The organism is Amycolatopsis sp. NBC_00355 (genome assembly GCF_036104975.1).
Lineage (GTDB): Bacteria > Actinomycetota > Actinomycetes > Mycobacteriales > Pseudonocardiaceae > Amycolatopsis.
Map to the genome: position 1 here is coordinate 6,203,532 of NZ_CP107982.1, position 14,210 is coordinate 6,217,741.

At 71.3% G+C, this 14,210-nt stretch carries 16 protein-coding genes; 7 read left to right on the forward strand and 9 right to left on the reverse strand.

Annotated elements, in window-relative coordinates:
* Positions 1–4 precede the first annotated feature (4 nt).
* From OHS18_RS27885 to nth, 3 genes are read right to left on the reverse strand one after another with little or no spacing between them, the layout of a single operon-like run.
* On the reverse strand, positions 5–769 hold the full coding sequence (locus OHS18_RS27885) for an NUDIX hydrolase (RefSeq protein WP_328447700.1): 765 nt from the start codon (positions 767–769) through the stop codon (positions 5–7).
* Positions 766–1,365, reverse strand: coding sequence for a TlpA family protein disulfide reductase (locus tag OHS18_RS27890; protein ID WP_328612922.1), 600 nt, complete (start codon positions 1,363–1,365; stop codon positions 766–768). The genes OHS18_RS27885 and OHS18_RS27890 overlap by 4 nt, the downstream gene beginning before the upstream one ends.
* Entirely contained in the window at positions 1,362–2,045 is a 684-nt protein-coding gene (gene nth, locus OHS18_RS27895) for an endonuclease III (protein ID WP_328459167.1), read from the reverse strand. Before nth ends, OHS18_RS27890 begins: the two co-directional genes overlap by 4 nt.
* Positions 2,046–2,283: 238 nt before the next feature.
* Between nth and OHS18_RS27900 the strand changes: the two genes are divergently transcribed.
* The 3 genes from OHS18_RS27900 (at position 2,284) to OHS18_RS27910 (ending at position 5,053) form a co-directional block, all read left to right on the forward strand.
* The gene (locus OHS18_RS27900; protein ID WP_013230551.1) at positions 2,284–2,535 is read left to right on the forward strand and encodes a hypothetical protein; all 252 of its coding nucleotides are present in this window, start codon (positions 2,284–2,286) and stop codon (positions 2,533–2,535) included.
* A gap of 147 nt (positions 2,536–2,682) precedes the next feature.
* Positions 2,683–3,357, forward strand: a complete 675-nt coding sequence (locus OHS18_RS27905; RefSeq protein ID WP_003081747.1) for a Crp/Fnr family transcriptional regulator — start codon at positions 2,683–2,685, stop codon at positions 3,355–3,357.
* Between the two features lie 430 nt (positions 3,358–3,787).
* Complete coding sequence (locus OHS18_RS27910; RefSeq protein ID WP_328612923.1) at positions 3,788–5,053, forward strand: MFS transporter; 1,266 nt, start codon at positions 3,788–3,790, stop codon at positions 5,051–5,053.
* Positions 5,054–5,139: 86 nt separating this feature from the next.
* Here OHS18_RS27910 and OHS18_RS27915 read toward each other — a convergent pair whose 3' ends face one another.
* The gene (locus tag OHS18_RS27915; protein ID WP_328612924.1) at positions 5,140–6,570 is read right to left on the reverse strand and encodes an MFS transporter; all 1,431 of its coding nucleotides are present in this window, start codon (positions 6,568–6,570) and stop codon (positions 5,140–5,142) included.
* A 50-nt stretch (positions 6,571–6,620) separates the two neighbouring features.
* On the opposite strand from OHS18_RS27915, the gene OHS18_RS27920 reads away from it, so the two are divergent.
* On the forward strand, positions 6,621–7,226 hold the full coding sequence (locus OHS18_RS27920; protein ID WP_328612925.1) for a TetR/AcrR family transcriptional regulator: 606 nt from the start codon (positions 6,621–6,623) through the stop codon (positions 7,224–7,226).
* Between the two features lie 9 nt (positions 7,227–7,235).
* Positions 7,236–8,306, forward strand: coding sequence for a DNA polymerase III subunit beta (locus OHS18_RS27925; RefSeq protein ID WP_328612926.1), 1,071 nt, complete (start codon positions 7,236–7,238; stop codon positions 8,304–8,306).
* A 1-nt stretch (position 8,307) separates the two neighbouring features.
* Here OHS18_RS27925 and OHS18_RS27930 read toward each other — a convergent pair whose 3' ends face one another.
* Complete coding sequence (locus OHS18_RS27930; protein WP_328612927.1) at positions 8,308–9,285, reverse strand: hypothetical protein; 978 nt, start codon at positions 9,283–9,285, stop codon at positions 8,308–8,310.
* Positions 9,286–9,316: 31 nt separating this feature from the next.
* Positions 9,317–10,282: an Lrp/AsnC family transcriptional regulator gene (locus OHS18_RS27935; protein ID WP_328612928.1), complete on the reverse strand. Its 966-nt coding sequence runs from the start codon at positions 10,280–10,282 to the stop codon at positions 9,317–9,319.
* An 83-nt stretch (positions 10,283–10,365) separates the two neighbouring features.
* On the opposite strand from OHS18_RS27935, the gene OHS18_RS27940 reads away from it, so the two are divergent.
* Together OHS18_RS27940 and OHS18_RS27945 are read left to right on the forward strand one after the other, a co-directional pair.
* A complete protein-coding gene (locus OHS18_RS27940) occupies positions 10,366–11,187 on the forward strand; it encodes a VOC family protein (protein ID WP_328612929.1) in 822 nt (273 codons plus the stop codon).
* Entirely contained in the window at positions 11,187–12,374 is a 1,188-nt protein-coding gene (locus OHS18_RS27945; protein WP_328612930.1) for a carboxylesterase family protein, read from the forward strand. Before OHS18_RS27940 ends, OHS18_RS27945 begins: the two co-directional genes overlap by 1 nt.
* Here OHS18_RS27945 and OHS18_RS27950 read toward each other — a convergent pair.
* The 3 genes from OHS18_RS27950 to OHS18_RS27960 are packed head-to-tail and all read right to left on the reverse strand — an operon-like array spanning position 12,352 to position 14,188.
* On the reverse strand, positions 12,352–12,606 hold the full coding sequence (locus OHS18_RS27950) for a glutaredoxin family protein (protein WP_328447680.1): 255 nt from the start codon (positions 12,604–12,606) through the stop codon (positions 12,352–12,354). The two genes, OHS18_RS27945 and OHS18_RS27950, sit on opposite strands and share 23 nt — an antisense overlap.
* Positions 12,603–13,373, reverse strand: coding sequence for an MBL fold metallo-hydrolase (locus tag OHS18_RS27955; RefSeq protein ID WP_328447678.1), 771 nt, complete (start codon positions 13,371–13,373; stop codon positions 12,603–12,605). The genes OHS18_RS27950 and OHS18_RS27955 overlap by 4 nt, the downstream gene beginning before the upstream one ends.
* On the reverse strand, positions 13,370–14,188 hold the full coding sequence (locus OHS18_RS27960; RefSeq protein ID WP_328447676.1) for an NUDIX hydrolase: 819 nt from the start codon (positions 14,186–14,188) through the stop codon (positions 13,370–13,372). The genes OHS18_RS27955 and OHS18_RS27960 overlap by 4 nt, the downstream gene beginning before the upstream one ends.
* Positions 14,189–14,210 lie beyond the last annotated feature (22 nt).

A 14,210-nucleotide genomic window follows, 5' to 3' on the forward strand; every position in this document is an offset into this window, starting at 1 on the left:
GGTGTCACTCCTCGCTCATCCCGCTTTGGGGGGGTTCCGGGTGGCGGAGCCCCCGGCCCGGGGCGGAGCCCCGGTGAGACGCTGCTACTCGCGCCTGATACGCGGCCAGCGCCGCGTCGAGGTCCCGGACGTCGCCCGAGTCCCATTCGCGCTCCCAGCCTCCCAGGCCGAGCAACACGGACAGCAACCCGGCGGTGAACCCCCACACGAACAGGCCCGAAACCTCGAAGGCCGGACCCTTCCACGGCGCGCCGGCCTTCTTCACGGTGAACCGGTTGGCCGGGTCGACGAGGTCGGCCACCGGGACGCGCGCCACGGACGCCGTCTCACCCGGGTCGACCGCGTGCACCGGCGACGGCTCGGCCCAGTACGCCAGCACCGGCGTCACGGCGAACGCCGACACCGGGACGAACAGCTCGGGCAGGATCGCGACGGGCCGGATGCCCGACGGGACGACCCCGGTCTCCTCCTCGGCCTCACGCAGCGCCGTGCCGACCGGGCCGCCGTCACCGTCCTCGGCGCCACCGCCCGGGAAGGCGACCTGGCCGGCGTGCGAGCCGAGCGTGTCGGCGCGCCGCTGCAGCAGGACGTCGGGCTCGCCGTCGGCCTCACGCTCGCCGAAGAGGATGAGCACCGCGGCGGACCGCGTGTAGGCGCCGTCGGGCGGGCTGAACCGGGTGAACGTCTTCGAATCGACCTCGCCGCTGACCTTGACCAGCGGCCGGAGCCACTCCGGGACCGACTCCGGCTCGACCAGCGGTCCGATCACGATGCCCCCTCGACTGCCACGCGCACCTCGTCAGTGTTCCGGAAGGTCCGGGGATTCGCGATGAACCGCACCGCGCCCGCGGCGGTGACCAGGTAGGACGCCGGCAACGCCGAGGGCACCTTCAGCGCGGTCCGGACCGGCCCGCTCCGCCCGTCGCCGTCGAACACCGACGGTAGGTGCACGCCCAGCCGGGCCAGCAGGTTCAAGCCGTCCTCCGCCGGACTCTGGACCTGGACACCGAGGACCCGCACGGCGCCGGCCTGCTTCGCGTAGTCCTGGAGGACGGGCAGCTCGGTCTTGCACGGCTCGCACCACGACGCCCACACGTTGACCAGCACCGGAGCCCCGGCGAGGGCCTTGCCGACGTCGACGCTCGTGCCGTCACCCAGGCAGTCGGCGCGGACGCCGTCGAGCTGTTCCACGGGCGCGGCCGGGCTCGCCGGCGGGCACGGCCGCAGCGCCGCCGCCGACCGCGCGGGCGCGAGGTCGGCCGACGGCTTCGCCGCGGTGTCCGAACCCCCGCGCGGCAGCAGCGCGACGATCAGCGCCACCACCAGCACGGCGGCGGCCAGCGCCCATTTGGTGACGGTCGTCACCGGGGCGCCGCCAGCGCCAGGATGTGGTCCTTTTCGACGCCTTTGACCAGCTTCGCGGCTTCCTCGAACCCGGTCGGGCCGGTGCCGTACGACGGGCAGTCCTTGGCGAGCGGGCACGCGCCGCACGCCGGCTTCTTGGCGTGGCAGACGCGGCGGCCGTGGAAGATCACCCGGTGGGACAGCATCGTCCACTCCTTGCGGGGGATCAGCTCGCCGACGACGTGCTCGACCTTGACCGGGTCCTCCTCCGCCGTCCAGCCCCAGCGCCGGACCAGCCGGCCGAAGTGGGTGTCGACGGTGATCCCCGGCACGTCGAAGGCGTTCCCGAGCACGACGTTGGCGGTCTTGCGGCCGACGCCGGGGAGGGTGACGAGATCGGCGAGCTTGCCGGGCACCTCGCCGTCGAAGCGCTCGACCAGCGCGGCGCCGAGCCCCATCACGGAGTTCGCCTTCGCCCGGTAGAAGCCGGTCGAACGCAGGTATTCCTCCAGTTCAGGGCGATCGGCGCCGGCGTAGTCGGCGGCGGTCCGGTAGCGCTTGAACAGCGCGGGCGTGACGAGGTTCACCCGGACGTCGGTGGTCTGGGCGGACAACACGACCGCGACCAGCAGTTCCAGTGGTGTGGTGAAGTCGAGCTCGCAGTGGGCGTCCGGATACACGTCGTCGAGGCAACGCTTCATCCGCCTGGCGCGTCTCACCAGAGCTAACCGGCTTTCACCAGCGCCCTCACGGGGGGCGTTCGTGGTGGCAGGTGGCACCCCGATAGCCTACGGGCGCCGTCGGACGGGCCGGGCACAGCACCGGTGGACGACCGACACGCCAGAGCACCACCTCGGCGCAGTTTCCGGCCGCCATGAGCGAGGATCTGGAGTAGATGCTTTTCACTGAGTGTTTCCGGCTGTGTTCAGGAGTCCGGCCATGACCGTCTGGTTCGTCATCCTGGTCCCCCTGGTGATCATGTTCTTCGCCCTGTTCATGGAACGGGTGGAGAGCCGGTTGAAGCACGTCGCGGTGCAGGAGAACGAGGTCGAAGAGTTCCTCGAGCAGGCGCAGCCCAACGAGGTCCGGGCCCTCTACGGGCACGGCATCGGCCGTGCGCTGGAGCTGTTCCGGCTGCGTAGGCTGGGCGGACGGGCAGCCAGGCTACGCGCGCGTCGCGTGCGGAGTTAGGCTCCACGTTCGGACGAGATCGTTTGCCGGGCCGCGCGCCCGGCGGGCGATCTCGGCTGTACGCCCTAGACTGACGCGCAAGTGACTGGCGTCACGCTCTGCGACCGACGCCGAGCGTGATCGTTTTTCGACGAGGAGGCACCCGAGGTGGACGAAACCCTGGCCCGTGCGGGCATTTTCCAGGGTGTGGAGCCGGCAGCGGCGGAGGCGCTGGCCCAGACCTTGGAATCCGTGGAGTTCCCCCGCGGCCATGTCATCTTCAACGAGGGTGAACCCGGCGACAAGCTCTACATCATCCAGTCCGGCAAGGTGAAGATCGGCCGCAAGTCCCCGGACGGCCGCGAGAACCTGCTGGGCATCTTCGGCCCGTCCGACATGTTCGGCGAGCTGTCGATCTTCGACCCCGGCCCCCGGACGTCGAGCGCGACCACGGTCACCGAGGTCCGCGCGGTCACGATGGACCGCCCGGCGCTGCGGCAGTGGATCTCGACCCGCCCGGAGATCGCCGAGCAGCTGCTGCGCGTGGTCGCGCGCCGCCTGCGCCGGACGAACAACATGGTCGCGGAACTGATCTTCACCGACGTCCCGGGCCGCGTGGCGCGCGCGCTGCTGCAGCTCGCGCAGCGGTTCGGCAGCCAGGAGGCGGGCCTGCTGCGGGTCACGCACGACCTGACGCAGGAAGAGATCGCCCAGTACGTCGGCGCCTCCCGCGAGACCGTGAACAAGGCCCTGGCCGACTTCGCGCACCGCGGCTGGCTGCGACTGGAAGGCAAGAGCGTCCTGATCCTGGACCCGGAGCGCCTGGCCCGCCGCGCCCGCTGATCCGGCTCTACGCATGAAGAAGGCCTCCTGACCCGCAGGTCAGGAGGCCTTCTTCATGACTTTCGACCTAAAACAAAGAGCCGGGCGCCACCCCCGACGTGGCGCACCGGCTCTTCGTTTGTCGCGCGGACCATCCCCCGACGATCCGCGCTCCCCGCCCTCCGGGCCAGGCCCCGACCCATATGCCGGAGGGAGCTGGGTTCTGTGCTGTTGTTCAACCATCACGGCCCATACCCACGAATTCAAGGCCATTCACTCTCAAGGACGCTGTCTGCGCCGTTTCGTTGCAGGAGCCCACGGAGAATGTCGTGAGTGTTACCGGATCGAGACTTCTCGCTCCGGCACCAAGATCCGTACCCCGTCTGCCGGTGATGAACCTGACCGGTAAATAACTGGTACCGACGTACCACTCTGCGGCATACTGGTACGCGTGTCCCAGTCTGTCTCGAACCACGAAAGCCGGACGTCCCTCGCCGACTACCGCACCGCGCTGACGACCCGCGCGGCCCGGCGGCCCGCCCTCGCGTCCGTGCTCGCCCGCCTGCCGATCGCGATGATCGGCATCTCGGCCCTGCTCTACGTCCAGCGCGAAACCGGTTCGTTCGCCGCCGCCGGGCTCGTCTCGGCCGGCTCGCTCGCCGGCGTCTCGGTGGGCGCGGTGATCCAGGGCAGGCTGATCGACCGGTTCGGGCCGACAAGGCCACTGCTCACCGTCGCCGTCCTCCTGGCGCTGATGATGACCACCCTCGTCACCGCGATCGAAGCGCACGCGCCGACCGCCGTGCTGGTCGCGCTGGGCGCGGCCACCGGGCTGGCGGAACCGATGGTCGGGTCGGCGTCGCGGGCGCTGTGGACGCGGCTGCTGCCCCCGGGCGGCGCGCGCAACGCGGCGTTCTCGTACGAGGCGATCAGCATGGAGGTCTTCTTCATCCTCGGTCCCGGCGTGGCCGGGCTGCTGGTCCTGGCGCCGTGGGCGGGTACCGGCCTGGTGCTGGGCGTCGCCCTGCAGTTCACCGGCGCCGTGCTGTTCGCGCTGAGCCCGGCCGTCCGGGCCTGGGGCCCGGCGCCCGCTTCGCGCGGCTCGCTGCTGGGCGCGCTCTCGAGCCCCGGCATGCGGACGCTCGCGCTGGCCGCGCTCGGCTTCGGCATCGTGATCGGCTTCGTCGAGGTCGCCGTGCCGGCGTCGGCCACCGAAGCCGGGCACGCCTCGGTGGGTGGCCTGCTGCTCTCGGCGTGGTCGCTGAGCTCGGTCGCGTTCGGCGTCCTGTACAGCCTGTCACCGTGGCCGCGCCGGCTCGGCGTCCGGCTGCCGGTGCTGCTGGGCGGCTTCGGCGCGCTGGTGGCGCTGCTCGCGTGGCCGTCGTCGTTGTGGGGCCTGGCGCTGGCGATGCTGGTGGCCGGGGCGTTGATCACCCCGCAGTCGACGGCCCACTCCGCGGCGATCGAGGTGGTCGCGCCCGAGGGCACGGCCGCCGAGGCGTTCGGCTGGGTCCTGACGGCGGTGACGCTGGGGCTGGCCATCGGCCAGTCGGTGAGCGGTTACGTCGTCGAGCACGCGGGCCCGAGCACGGCTTTCCTGACGGCGAGCGTCGCCGGGCTGGTGCTGGCGGGGGTGGTCTGGCTGCTGCGCGGCACCGTCCGGCCGGTGCGAACGGGTGCGGCCGAGCAGACCGAGCTGGTCGGGGTGGGTCGCTAGGACGTGGCGCGGGTCTGACCGGGCGAGCGCTCGCGGGAGTCGTCCGGCCGCAGCCGTCGAACTGGCCGAACTGGTCGGCGTCGGCGCTAGGTCGTGGCGCGTCGCGACCTGGCGAAACCCCAGCCGACCAGTGCCGCGGCCGCCGCCGTCAGCACCAGGGCCGCGATCGTGACCGCCGTTTCGAACTCGCCGCTCTGCCGAGCGGTCCAGTTCGACGTGGCGATGCTGCCGGTGAACAGCGCCGCGAGGATGGTGCCCGCGGCGGCGATGCCGGCGCCCGTGGTGACCTCGGACGCGGTGTCGATGAGGGCCGCGCCGATCGTCGTGCGGTTCTCCGGCAGGCCGCGGAGGACGTTGACCCCCGCGACGACGCCGACCACGCGCAGCCCGGCGGCCACGAGCGCCAGGGCGAGCGCGACCCAGACGTAGCCGAGCCGGCCGAGCAGCGCGTAGAACGCGAGCCCGCACACGACCGCCGTGGCGCTGAGCCATGCGGCCCGCTCGAGACCGACCTTCTCCACGAACGGGCCGACGAACGGGCCGCCCGCGACGAGCACGACGACCTGCGGCAGCAGCCCGATCGCCGCGAGCGCGGGCGGCCAGCCCCAGTCGAGCTGCAGCTGCAGCGTCACCAGGTAGCCGAGGCCGGCGGTCGCCAGCCCGGCCGCGGACTTGAACGCCAGGCCGCTGGACACCAGCGGGCGGGCGACGAGCTTCAGGTCGAGCAGCGGGAACCGGGCCGTGCGCTCGCGGACGACGAACGAGATCACCCCGGCGACGGCCGCGGCGGTGACCGTCCACGGCACCCACGATCCGGTGCCTTCGTTCACGAACAGAGTCGGCGCGACGAGCGCGAGTACGATCGTCGCCGTGCCCAGCACCGCTCCGAGGACGTCCAATGGGTCGCGGTGGAGGTCAGCGGGGTCGTCCGCGGCGATGCCGGCCCGCACGCCGATGATCGCGAGCGCGGCGATCGGCACGTTCACCAGGAGCAGGACCTGCCAGGGCGCGATCGCGAGCACGAGACCACCCGTGGTCGGGCCGATCGCGAGCCCGACCAGGCCCACGGTCGAGATGAGCGTGGTCGCCCGGACGCGCAGGCCGTCCTCCTCGAACAGCCGGAAGGCCAGCGCCATCGAGCCCGGCGTCGTCATCGCGGCCGCGATCCCCATCAGCACCCGGACGGCGATCAGCTGTTCCGCGTTGCCGACGAAGGCGGTCGCCAGGCTCGCGAGGCCGAGCAGGACCAGCCCGATGAGCATGATCCGCCGCCGGCCGTACCGGTCGGCGAGCGCGCCGAAGGCCAGCATCAGCCCGCCGAAGACGACCGAGTACGCGCCGGTCACCCACTGCAGGGAGGTCGTCGACGCGTGCAGTTCGCGGCCGATCGTGGGCAGTGCGACGTTCAGGATCGAGTTGTCCAGCATCTCGAAGAGGAAGACCGCGGACAGCCCGGCCAGGGCCACCCAGGCTTCCCGCAACGACCGCGGCGAGCGGGCTGTCAGTGCGGTGCGCATGCGACTAGGTTAAGCGACTAAGTTTAGTTACACAAGAGAGTGAGGTCCGGATGCCCAGGACGAGTGAACGTGGCGGGCCGCAGACGCGCGCGAAGATCGCGGCCGTCGCGGCTCAGCTGTTCCTCGAGCGCGGGTACGACACGGTCACGGTCGCCGAGATCGCGAAGGTGGCCGGCGTCTCGAGCGTGACGGTCTTCAACCACTTCCCGCGCAAGGAGGACCTCTTCCTGGACCGCGCGGACGACGCCGTCGAGTTCCTGCGCGCGGCGGTGCGCGACCGCGCCCCGGGCGTCGACGTGCTGACGTCCCTGCGCGACACGGCTTTCCGGCTCTTCGACGACCGCCACCCGCTCTCCGGCGTCAACGACCACTCGATCCCGTTCTTCCGGACCGTCGCGGGCTCGCCGGCGCTGATCGCGCGCGCCCGGGAGATCGCCGCCGAGCTCCAAGGAGTCCTGGCCGAAGAACTCGGCGACGGCGGGACGTTGCTCGCCGCCTTCTTCATCGCCGGGTACGCCGCGGTGCTGACGGAGACCGCGCGTCGTCTCGTCGCCGGAGAATCGCCGGACGTCGTGGCGGACGACCACCGCGTCCGGCTGGAGCGGTTGTTCGACGCCCTCCGCGACGGCGTCGTTTTTGTCGGTGGTGCCCGCTAGCTTGCGGGCATGGACGTCACCGCGCCTGCCCACCGCCTCTCGGCGGCCGTCTCCGCCGCCTCCCGCCTGCTGCCCGCGCGCGCCGCGTTGAGGCTGCGGGCGGACGCGTCCGGGCTGACGGTCGCGGGCAGCGACCCGGACCTCGCCGTCCGGTTCGACTGCCCGGCGACCACCCACACCGACGGCGAGGTGGCCGTGCCCGCAGCCCCGCTGGCCGAGACGTTGAAGATGCTCGGCGCGGCGCCGGTCCGCCTGGTCGTCGAAGGCAGCCGGCTGGCGTTGCGGCTGGACCAGGCGCGGTTCGCGTTGCCGTTGCTCGCTTCTCCGGCCGCTTCTCCGGCTTTTGTTTCACCTCAAGTGTCCGAAGTGGACGGACCGGCGTTCGCGTCGGCCCTGCGGATCGTCGCCGGCACGGCGGCCAAGGACGATCCGCTGCCGTTGTTCACCGGCGTCCGCGTCCAGGCCGCCGACGGCCGGCTGACGCTGACGGCGTCGGACCGCTACCGGATGGCGGTGGCCCGCTTGCCGCTGCGGTCGCCGGGTTCGCTGGATGTCCTGGTACCTGCGGCCTTGCTGACGGAGGCGGCGCGGCAGGCGCGCGGTGTCGTCGGCCTCCACACCGGACCGGGCCGGTTCGGTGTGAGCTGGGCAGGCGGGTTGGTGGGCACAGCGGTCCTCGACGCGGGTTTCCTGTCGGAGGAGGCAATCCCGTCAGGCGCGGTCGACACCAAGGTGACGTTGGACGCGAACACCCTCGCGGCGGCGGTCCGCCGGGTCGGCGTGTACGCGGAGGACCGCCGGGTGCTGACTTTGGAGGTCGGTGACGCGCAGGTCCGCCTGGCGAGTGCGCGCCAGGACGCGGGCGAGGCGGAGGAAACACTGAAGGCGGACGTCAGCGGCGGCCGGACGTCGCCGTCGTTCCAGGCTCGATATCTGCTGGACGCGTTGAGCGCATTCGCCGGAGAGCGGGTGGAGCTGTCGATCCAGCCGGGCATGCGAGCGTGCATCCTCCGGGCGGCCGAGGTCGTCGAGGGGGAGGTGGAGCTGACGTACTACCTGATGCCGATGCTGGCCCGCTGACTCACGCGGCCTTGAGCACCTCGGCCAGATCGATCAAACCCACATCCGCCGCCGGCCCCTCGGCAAACTGGCGCACGGTGAACGACGCCTTCCCGAAGCGGTCTTCGTAGGCGCGCCGGAGGTGGGGCGACGAGCGGCCGAGTGCCCACTCCAAGGTCGAGTTGCTGGTGCGCAGGAACTCGATGGGCAGGCGGCCGAGCACGTAAAGCTCCGCACGACGATCGCCACGGCCGAGCACCAAGCCGACCAAATCGGCCACAAGCCCGCGTTTGCGCATGGCGTCGCGGCCCTTCCACTGGCCCGCCTTGAACTCCGCCACCCGAAGACTCGTCTCGAGGTCGAACTTCCGGCTCGGATCGTTCCCGGCGGCCAGCGATGGCCGCCGGACGATGCGCTCGTCCGGCTCGAGGATCTTCGGCAGCGCACGGACGATCATCGCCGCGTGGATGAGGTCGTTGATCCGGCCGGCGTGCTGCCGCACCAGCAGCGCCGCCTGAAGCAGGCCGTCGGTCATCCCCTCGGCCGCCACCCGGTCGTCGACATTCTCGCGGTCGGCACCTTCCAGCCGGTCCTCCAGTCGCAGCACGCGGCTGGACAAGTCCTCGTCGCCGAAGAACCGCAGCAACTCGATGAAGGAAGTGACCGCCGAGGCGATGTCGATCGGCGGTGGTGGCGGGGTGGTTTTCGGCTCGCGGGGCCTCGGGTCTGCCGGGACTTCGGACTCTTGAGGCAGCGGACTGGTCGAGAAGCCGAGCCGGCGGAGGTGCCGGATCGCAGCGTGCGAGATGAACTCCGAGCGGGCCACCCCGGTGGCCCGCTCGAACAGCTGCCTCGGCGGCCATTGCCGATCGTCGACGGATACCCAGTGCTTGTGGATCGGCTCCGGTCCGCCGCGTGCCGCCGCGGCCAGCACTTGAGCGCGGCTCAGGTGGTGCCGCTCGCCGTTGAGGACAAAGTCGATCGCGCGCTCATCGTCCATAGGCACTGAGTCGCTCGTTCGCCGGCCGTTGCTACACCGGGTCCAGGGTGCCGAAGCGTTTCAGGGTGCGGATCATCGGGGCCGTCTCCACCTGCTGGACTCCGGACAGTCCACCCAGGTCGTCGGCCAGATACTCGTACAGGGCCGCGTCGTCGCGGCAGCCCACGTTCACCACCAGGTTCGACGGGCCCGTGGTCGCCGCGGCGAAGGCGACCTGAGGGTGGCTCGCCAGCGCGCGGCCCGCTGACGACAGGGCCGAGGGGGCGACAGTGAGCCAGAGCGTCGCCGTCAACGGGTAGCCGAGGCGGGCTGCGTCCATCTCGACGTCGAAGTACAGCGCTCCCGCGTCACGCAGGTGCTCCAGGCGTCGGCGGGTCGTCGACTCCGAGCGACCCACGGCACTGGAAAGTGTCGACATGTCGGTGCGACCGTCGTGGGCCAGGGCCGCCAGCAGGGCCGGGTCCTCCGGCTCCGGGCGATAGGGAATCCCGAGAGGGAGACGGCGTAGCGACACCACCGCCGGCTCCGGCAACGCGCTCGACCGGCCCGGCCAGCCTGCCGGGCCACCCGCGAAGCGGCGTAGCAGCCGGTACGCCGTCATCGAGATCACTCGCGGCGTCCGCGGGAGCTGGCCCAGGAGGAGGCCGTCCGCTTCCTCCCGTTGCGGGGCGCGGATGAAGCACACGATCTCCGTCCCGCCGGACATCAGGCTCACCCACTGCGTGTCCGCGCGCCGGGCCAGTGCCGCCGCGATCGGGGCCGCCGCGTCCGGGACGCACCTCAGGCGCACCAGCCAGTGCACCTGGCCCAGCGGAGCCGCCTCCGGGACACCGACCACGCGCAGCACCCCGGACGACCGCAGCTTGCGGTAGCGGCGCGCGATCGTCTGGTCCGAGACGCCGAGCACCGCGGCGATCGTGCTGAACGACGCCCGCCCGTCGAGCTGGAGCGCGTGCGCCAGCCGGCGACCCAGCTCGTCCAAGAGGTCGGAATCCATCAAATCAGCCTAGAGAACGTCGGATTTCGCGCACGATCCCACCACGGATGGAGTGGCTGCCCGAAAGATCGCACGCTGGGGGCATGAACATCGACCACACCGTCTTCCTCACCCGGAACTACGAGAAAACCTGGCAGCGCTACGAAGAACTCGGCTTCACGCTCAGCCCGCCGTCACGGCACTTCGCGTCCCGCAGCGAAGGCGGCGAACTGCGGCCGAGCTGCACGGCGAACCGGTGCGCCTACTTCGGCGGCTCCTTCCTCGAACTGATCGGCATCGTCGACGAGGCCGCCGGCGACCCGTGGCGCGTGCTGCCGATCCTGGACGACCGCGGCGACGGCCTCCACGGCGTCTCCTTCGGCTGCGACGACTCCGAAGCAGCCGAACGCCGGCTGCGCGAAGCCGGGCTCTCGACGTCCGGTGTGCTCTCGCTGCAGCGCGACGTCGAACTGCCGGAAGGCACACGCACCGCGCGGTTCCGCAGTGTCCACATCAGCCGGGACAAGACGCCCGAAGGCATCCTGCACACCGCCGAGCACCTCACTCCGGAGTACGTCCACCAGACGCGCTACCTCGATCACCCGAACGGCGCCCGCCGGGTCGCCGGGATCCTGCTGGTCGTGGCCGACGACGAGGTCGAGGCCTACCGCACGCGCTACGACGTGACCACCGGCGGCGAGCAGCTTGTCGACATCGTCGGCGCGAGCGACCTCGACGTCGTCCTGCCCGGTGAGACGGCTCCGCGGTTGCCGTACTTTGCGGCGCACGGGGTCGCGGTGGACGATCTGGAGAAGGCGCGGAACCTGGTCGGGCAGCACGTCCCGACCACCACCCGCGACCGCGGGTTCTTCGTCCGCGCCGAGGACGCGTACGGCGCCGCCGTTTTCTTCGAAGAGGAGGCCTGATGATCGTCGAAACCACCAGCGGGCAGGTCCGCGGACGGAACGGCGCGTACCGCGGAATCCCTTACGCGGAGGCAAACCGCTTCGAGCTGCCGACGCGGCCCAAGCCGTGGACCGGCGTCCGCGACGCCTTCGAACCCGGGCCCGCGGCGCCGCAACCGCCGTCGCGGCTCGAACACGCGCTCGGGCCGATGCCGTTGCTGCAGAGCGAGGACTGCCTGTCGCTCAACGTCTTCACGCCGTCGGTCACCGGCCGCCGCCCGGTGCTCGTGTGGATCCACGGCGGCGGGTTCTCCAGCGGCTCGGGCGGCCAGGTCTGGTACACCGGCACGCGACTGGCCCGCGAGGCGGACGCCGTCGTCGTGACGCTCAACTACCGGCTCGGCGCGCTGGGGTTCTTGGCCGCCGAGGGCGTTCCGCCGAACCTCGGGATCGCCGACCAGCTCGCCGCCCTCGAATGGGTCCGCGACAACATCGCCGCGTTCGGCGGCGATCCCGCCGAAGTCACCCTGGGTGGACAGTCGGCGGGCGCGCAGTCGACGCTCGCGCTGTGGTCGTCACCGCGGACGAAGAACCTCGTCAAGCGGATCGCCCTGCAGAGCGCGCCGCTCGGGATGCGACCGTCCACTTGGGACGATGCGAACCAGAATGCTTTGCTGCTGCGGCAAGAAGCAGACATCCACACGGCAACAACAGAACAGCTGCTAGAAGCTCAGCTCAAGGTCGTCGCGAAGACCGCGAAGCCCGGTTCGCTCGAACCGCCGTTCCAGCTCGTCGCCGACGGCGATCTCGTCGCGGACGACCTCATCGAAGCAGCGCTACACGGCGAAGCGCTCATCAGCTGGACGCGCGACGAACTACGCGCGTTCGTCCCCGACGCGCCCCAAGACGTCGTCGACAAAGCGACCAGCACGTTCTTCGCCGGCGACATCCCGCGGCTCGCCGGCAAGCTCGACGCGTTCGTCTACCGCGTCGACTGGCAGGCACCGGGGAACAAGTTCGGCGCGTGCCACTGCGTCGACCTGCCGTTCCTGTTCGGCACTCACGACGTCTGGGCCGCGCCGATGCTCGAAGGCGCGCCGAAGGGCCTCGAAGAGGAGGCCGGGCTGCGCGAAGTCTGGGCCGCCTTCCTGCACGGAAAGCGGCCCAGCCTGGAGTGGGACGCGCTCAGGCCGCTTGAGCTGCCTTGACGGCGGCCTCGACCTCGGCGAACGACGGGTTGACCATCGCGACCGAGCCGACGATCACCGTCGGGACGGTCTCGTTCCCGTTCGCGACCTCGCGTACGCGCGCGGCCGCGGACGGGTCCTCCCAGATGTTGATCTTGCGGATGTTGAAGCCGCTCTTCGACATCGGCCGGTCGAGCGCGGCGCAGAACCCGCACCCGGGCCGCCAGTAGAACTCCACCTCGACGTTGCTCATCCCTGTCCTTCCGACCGCAAGTAGTCCAGCTGCGCCTGCACGCTCCATTCGGCGGGCGCCCACAGTGCCCGGTCGACGTCGGCGTAGACGACTTCGACCACCTGGCGCGGTGTGGCGTCCGCCCCGAGCACCTTCAAGGCGGAACGCACCTGGTCGAGTCGCTGTTCCCGATGGGCAAGGTACTCGCGCGCGGTCGCGGGCAGATCGGGGAGCTCTGGACCGTGACCCGGCAGCCCGAGGGTGCCCGCCGGCAGCTCGATCAGCTTGCGCAGCGACCGCAGGTAGTCGCCGAGGTCGTGCAGCACGGTGGTGCCGCGCCCGAGCACGGTGTCGCCGGTCAGCACCTGGCCGTCGAGCACCAGCGACACCGAATCGCCGGTGTGCCCGGGCGTGTGCAGGACGCGGATCTCCAAGCCCCCGGCCGAAATCAGCTCACCGTCCTCAATGGACGTCGCGTTGAGACAGAGCGAAGGGTCGAACGCGCGCACCGGCGCGCCGACGCGCTCGGCGAACCACGGCGCACCCTCGGCGTGGTCGGGGTGGAAGTGCGTCAGCAGGATCAGCTCGATCTCACCGACACCGGCCAGCAGTTCGAGGTGGTCCAGATCGCGGTAGCCGGGGTCGACGACGACCGCCGACCGCTCCGGCGTCGCCCGCAGCACCCAGCTGTTCGTGCCTTCGAGCGTCATCGACGACGGGTTGTTCTCCAGCAGCACCGACGCCGACGCCGTCACTGGCCGCAGGACGCCGTAGGCCGGGGCGCTCATCGGCGCTCCAGCACGACGCGGACCTGGTCGTTCTCGCGGACGAGCGTCGGCGCGATGCGGACGATCTCCCGCTGCGCGTTCAGCACGTCGTCGGCGGTCGCGAACTCGGCGAGCTCGCTCAGCGTCAGCCAGGTCGGCGGCATCAGCATCCGGCGGCCTTCGCGGGCGTCGGCGATCGCGTCCTCCGGACGCTGCCAGCCGGAGCTCGACGCCTCGGACGTCGCGCCGTCCGCCTGCTGGCCGTCGGGCAGTTTCGCGACGTAGAAGCGGGTGTCGTAGCGGCGCGGCTCCTGCTCGGGCGTGATCCAGTGCGCCCACGGGCGCAGCAGGTCCGCGCGCAGCGTCAGCCCGGCGTCGGCGAGGAACCCGGCCAGCGACACCTCGCGGGTCTCCAGGGCTTGCCTCGCCGCCGCGTACGGCGTGACGTCCACGAGCACCTCGTCCGCGCTGCCCGCGAGCAGCACGCCGGACTCCTCGAACGTCTCGCGCACGGCCGCGCACGTCAACGCCCGCGCGAGAGCGTCGTCACACCCGAAGCGCGAAGCCCACCACGACGGCGCCGGGCCGGCCCACGCCACGGACGCGTCGGCGTCCCGCTTGTCGACGCCGCCGCCGGGGAAGACCGTCATGCCGCCGGCGAAGGGCATGCCCTTGACCCGGTGCTGCAGGAAGATCTCGACGCCCTCGGCACCGTCACGGACGAGGATCACCGTGGCCGCGTCCTTGGGGACGGCGGGCGGCCCGTCGGTGTTGGCGCGGGTGGCTACCCCGGCGCCGACGGGGATGTCGAAGACGAACTCCTTGGGCTGCTCCACCCGGGAAACATACCTCCGGCCC

Coding starts and splice junctions, on each gene's coding strand:
- OHS18_RS27940 (WP_328612929.1), top strand. CDS start 10,366: ATGAACATCGACCACACCGTCTTCCTCACCCGGAACTACGAGAAAACC.
- OHS18_RS27955 (WP_328447678.1), bottom strand. CDS start 13,373: ATGAGCGCCCCGGCCTACGGCGTCCTGCGGCCAGTGACGGCGTCGGCG.
- OHS18_RS27900 (WP_013230551.1), top strand. CDS start 2,284: ATGACCGTCTGGTTCGTCATCCTGGTCCCCCTGGTGATCATGTTCTTC.
- OHS18_RS27920 (WP_328612925.1), top strand. CDS start 6,621: ATGCCCAGGACGAGTGAACGTGGCGGGCCGCAGACGCGCGCGAAGATC.
- OHS18_RS27925 (WP_328612926.1), top strand. CDS start 7,236: ATGGACGTCACCGCGCCTGCCCACCGCCTCTCGGCGGCCGTCTCCGCC.
- OHS18_RS27950 (WP_328447680.1), bottom strand. CDS start 12,606: ATGAGCAACGTCGAGGTGGAGTTCTACTGGCGGCCCGGGTGCGGGTTC.
- nth (WP_328459167.1), bottom strand. CDS start 2,045: ATGAAGCGTTGCCTCGACGACGTGTATCCGGACGCCCACTGCGAGCTC.
- OHS18_RS27930 (WP_328612927.1), bottom strand. CDS start 9,285: ATGGACGATGAGCGCGCGATCGACTTTGTCCTCAACGGCGAGCGGCAC.
- OHS18_RS27915 (WP_328612924.1), bottom strand. CDS start 6,570: ATGCGCACCGCACTGACAGCCCGCTCGCCGCGGTCGTTGCGGGAAGCC.
- OHS18_RS27935 (WP_328612928.1), bottom strand. CDS start 10,282: ATGGATTCCGACCTCTTGGACGAGCTGGGTCGCCGGCTGGCGCACGCG.
- OHS18_RS27945 (WP_328612930.1), top strand. CDS start 11,187: ATGATCGTCGAAACCACCAGCGGGCAGGTCCGCGGACGGAACGGCGCG.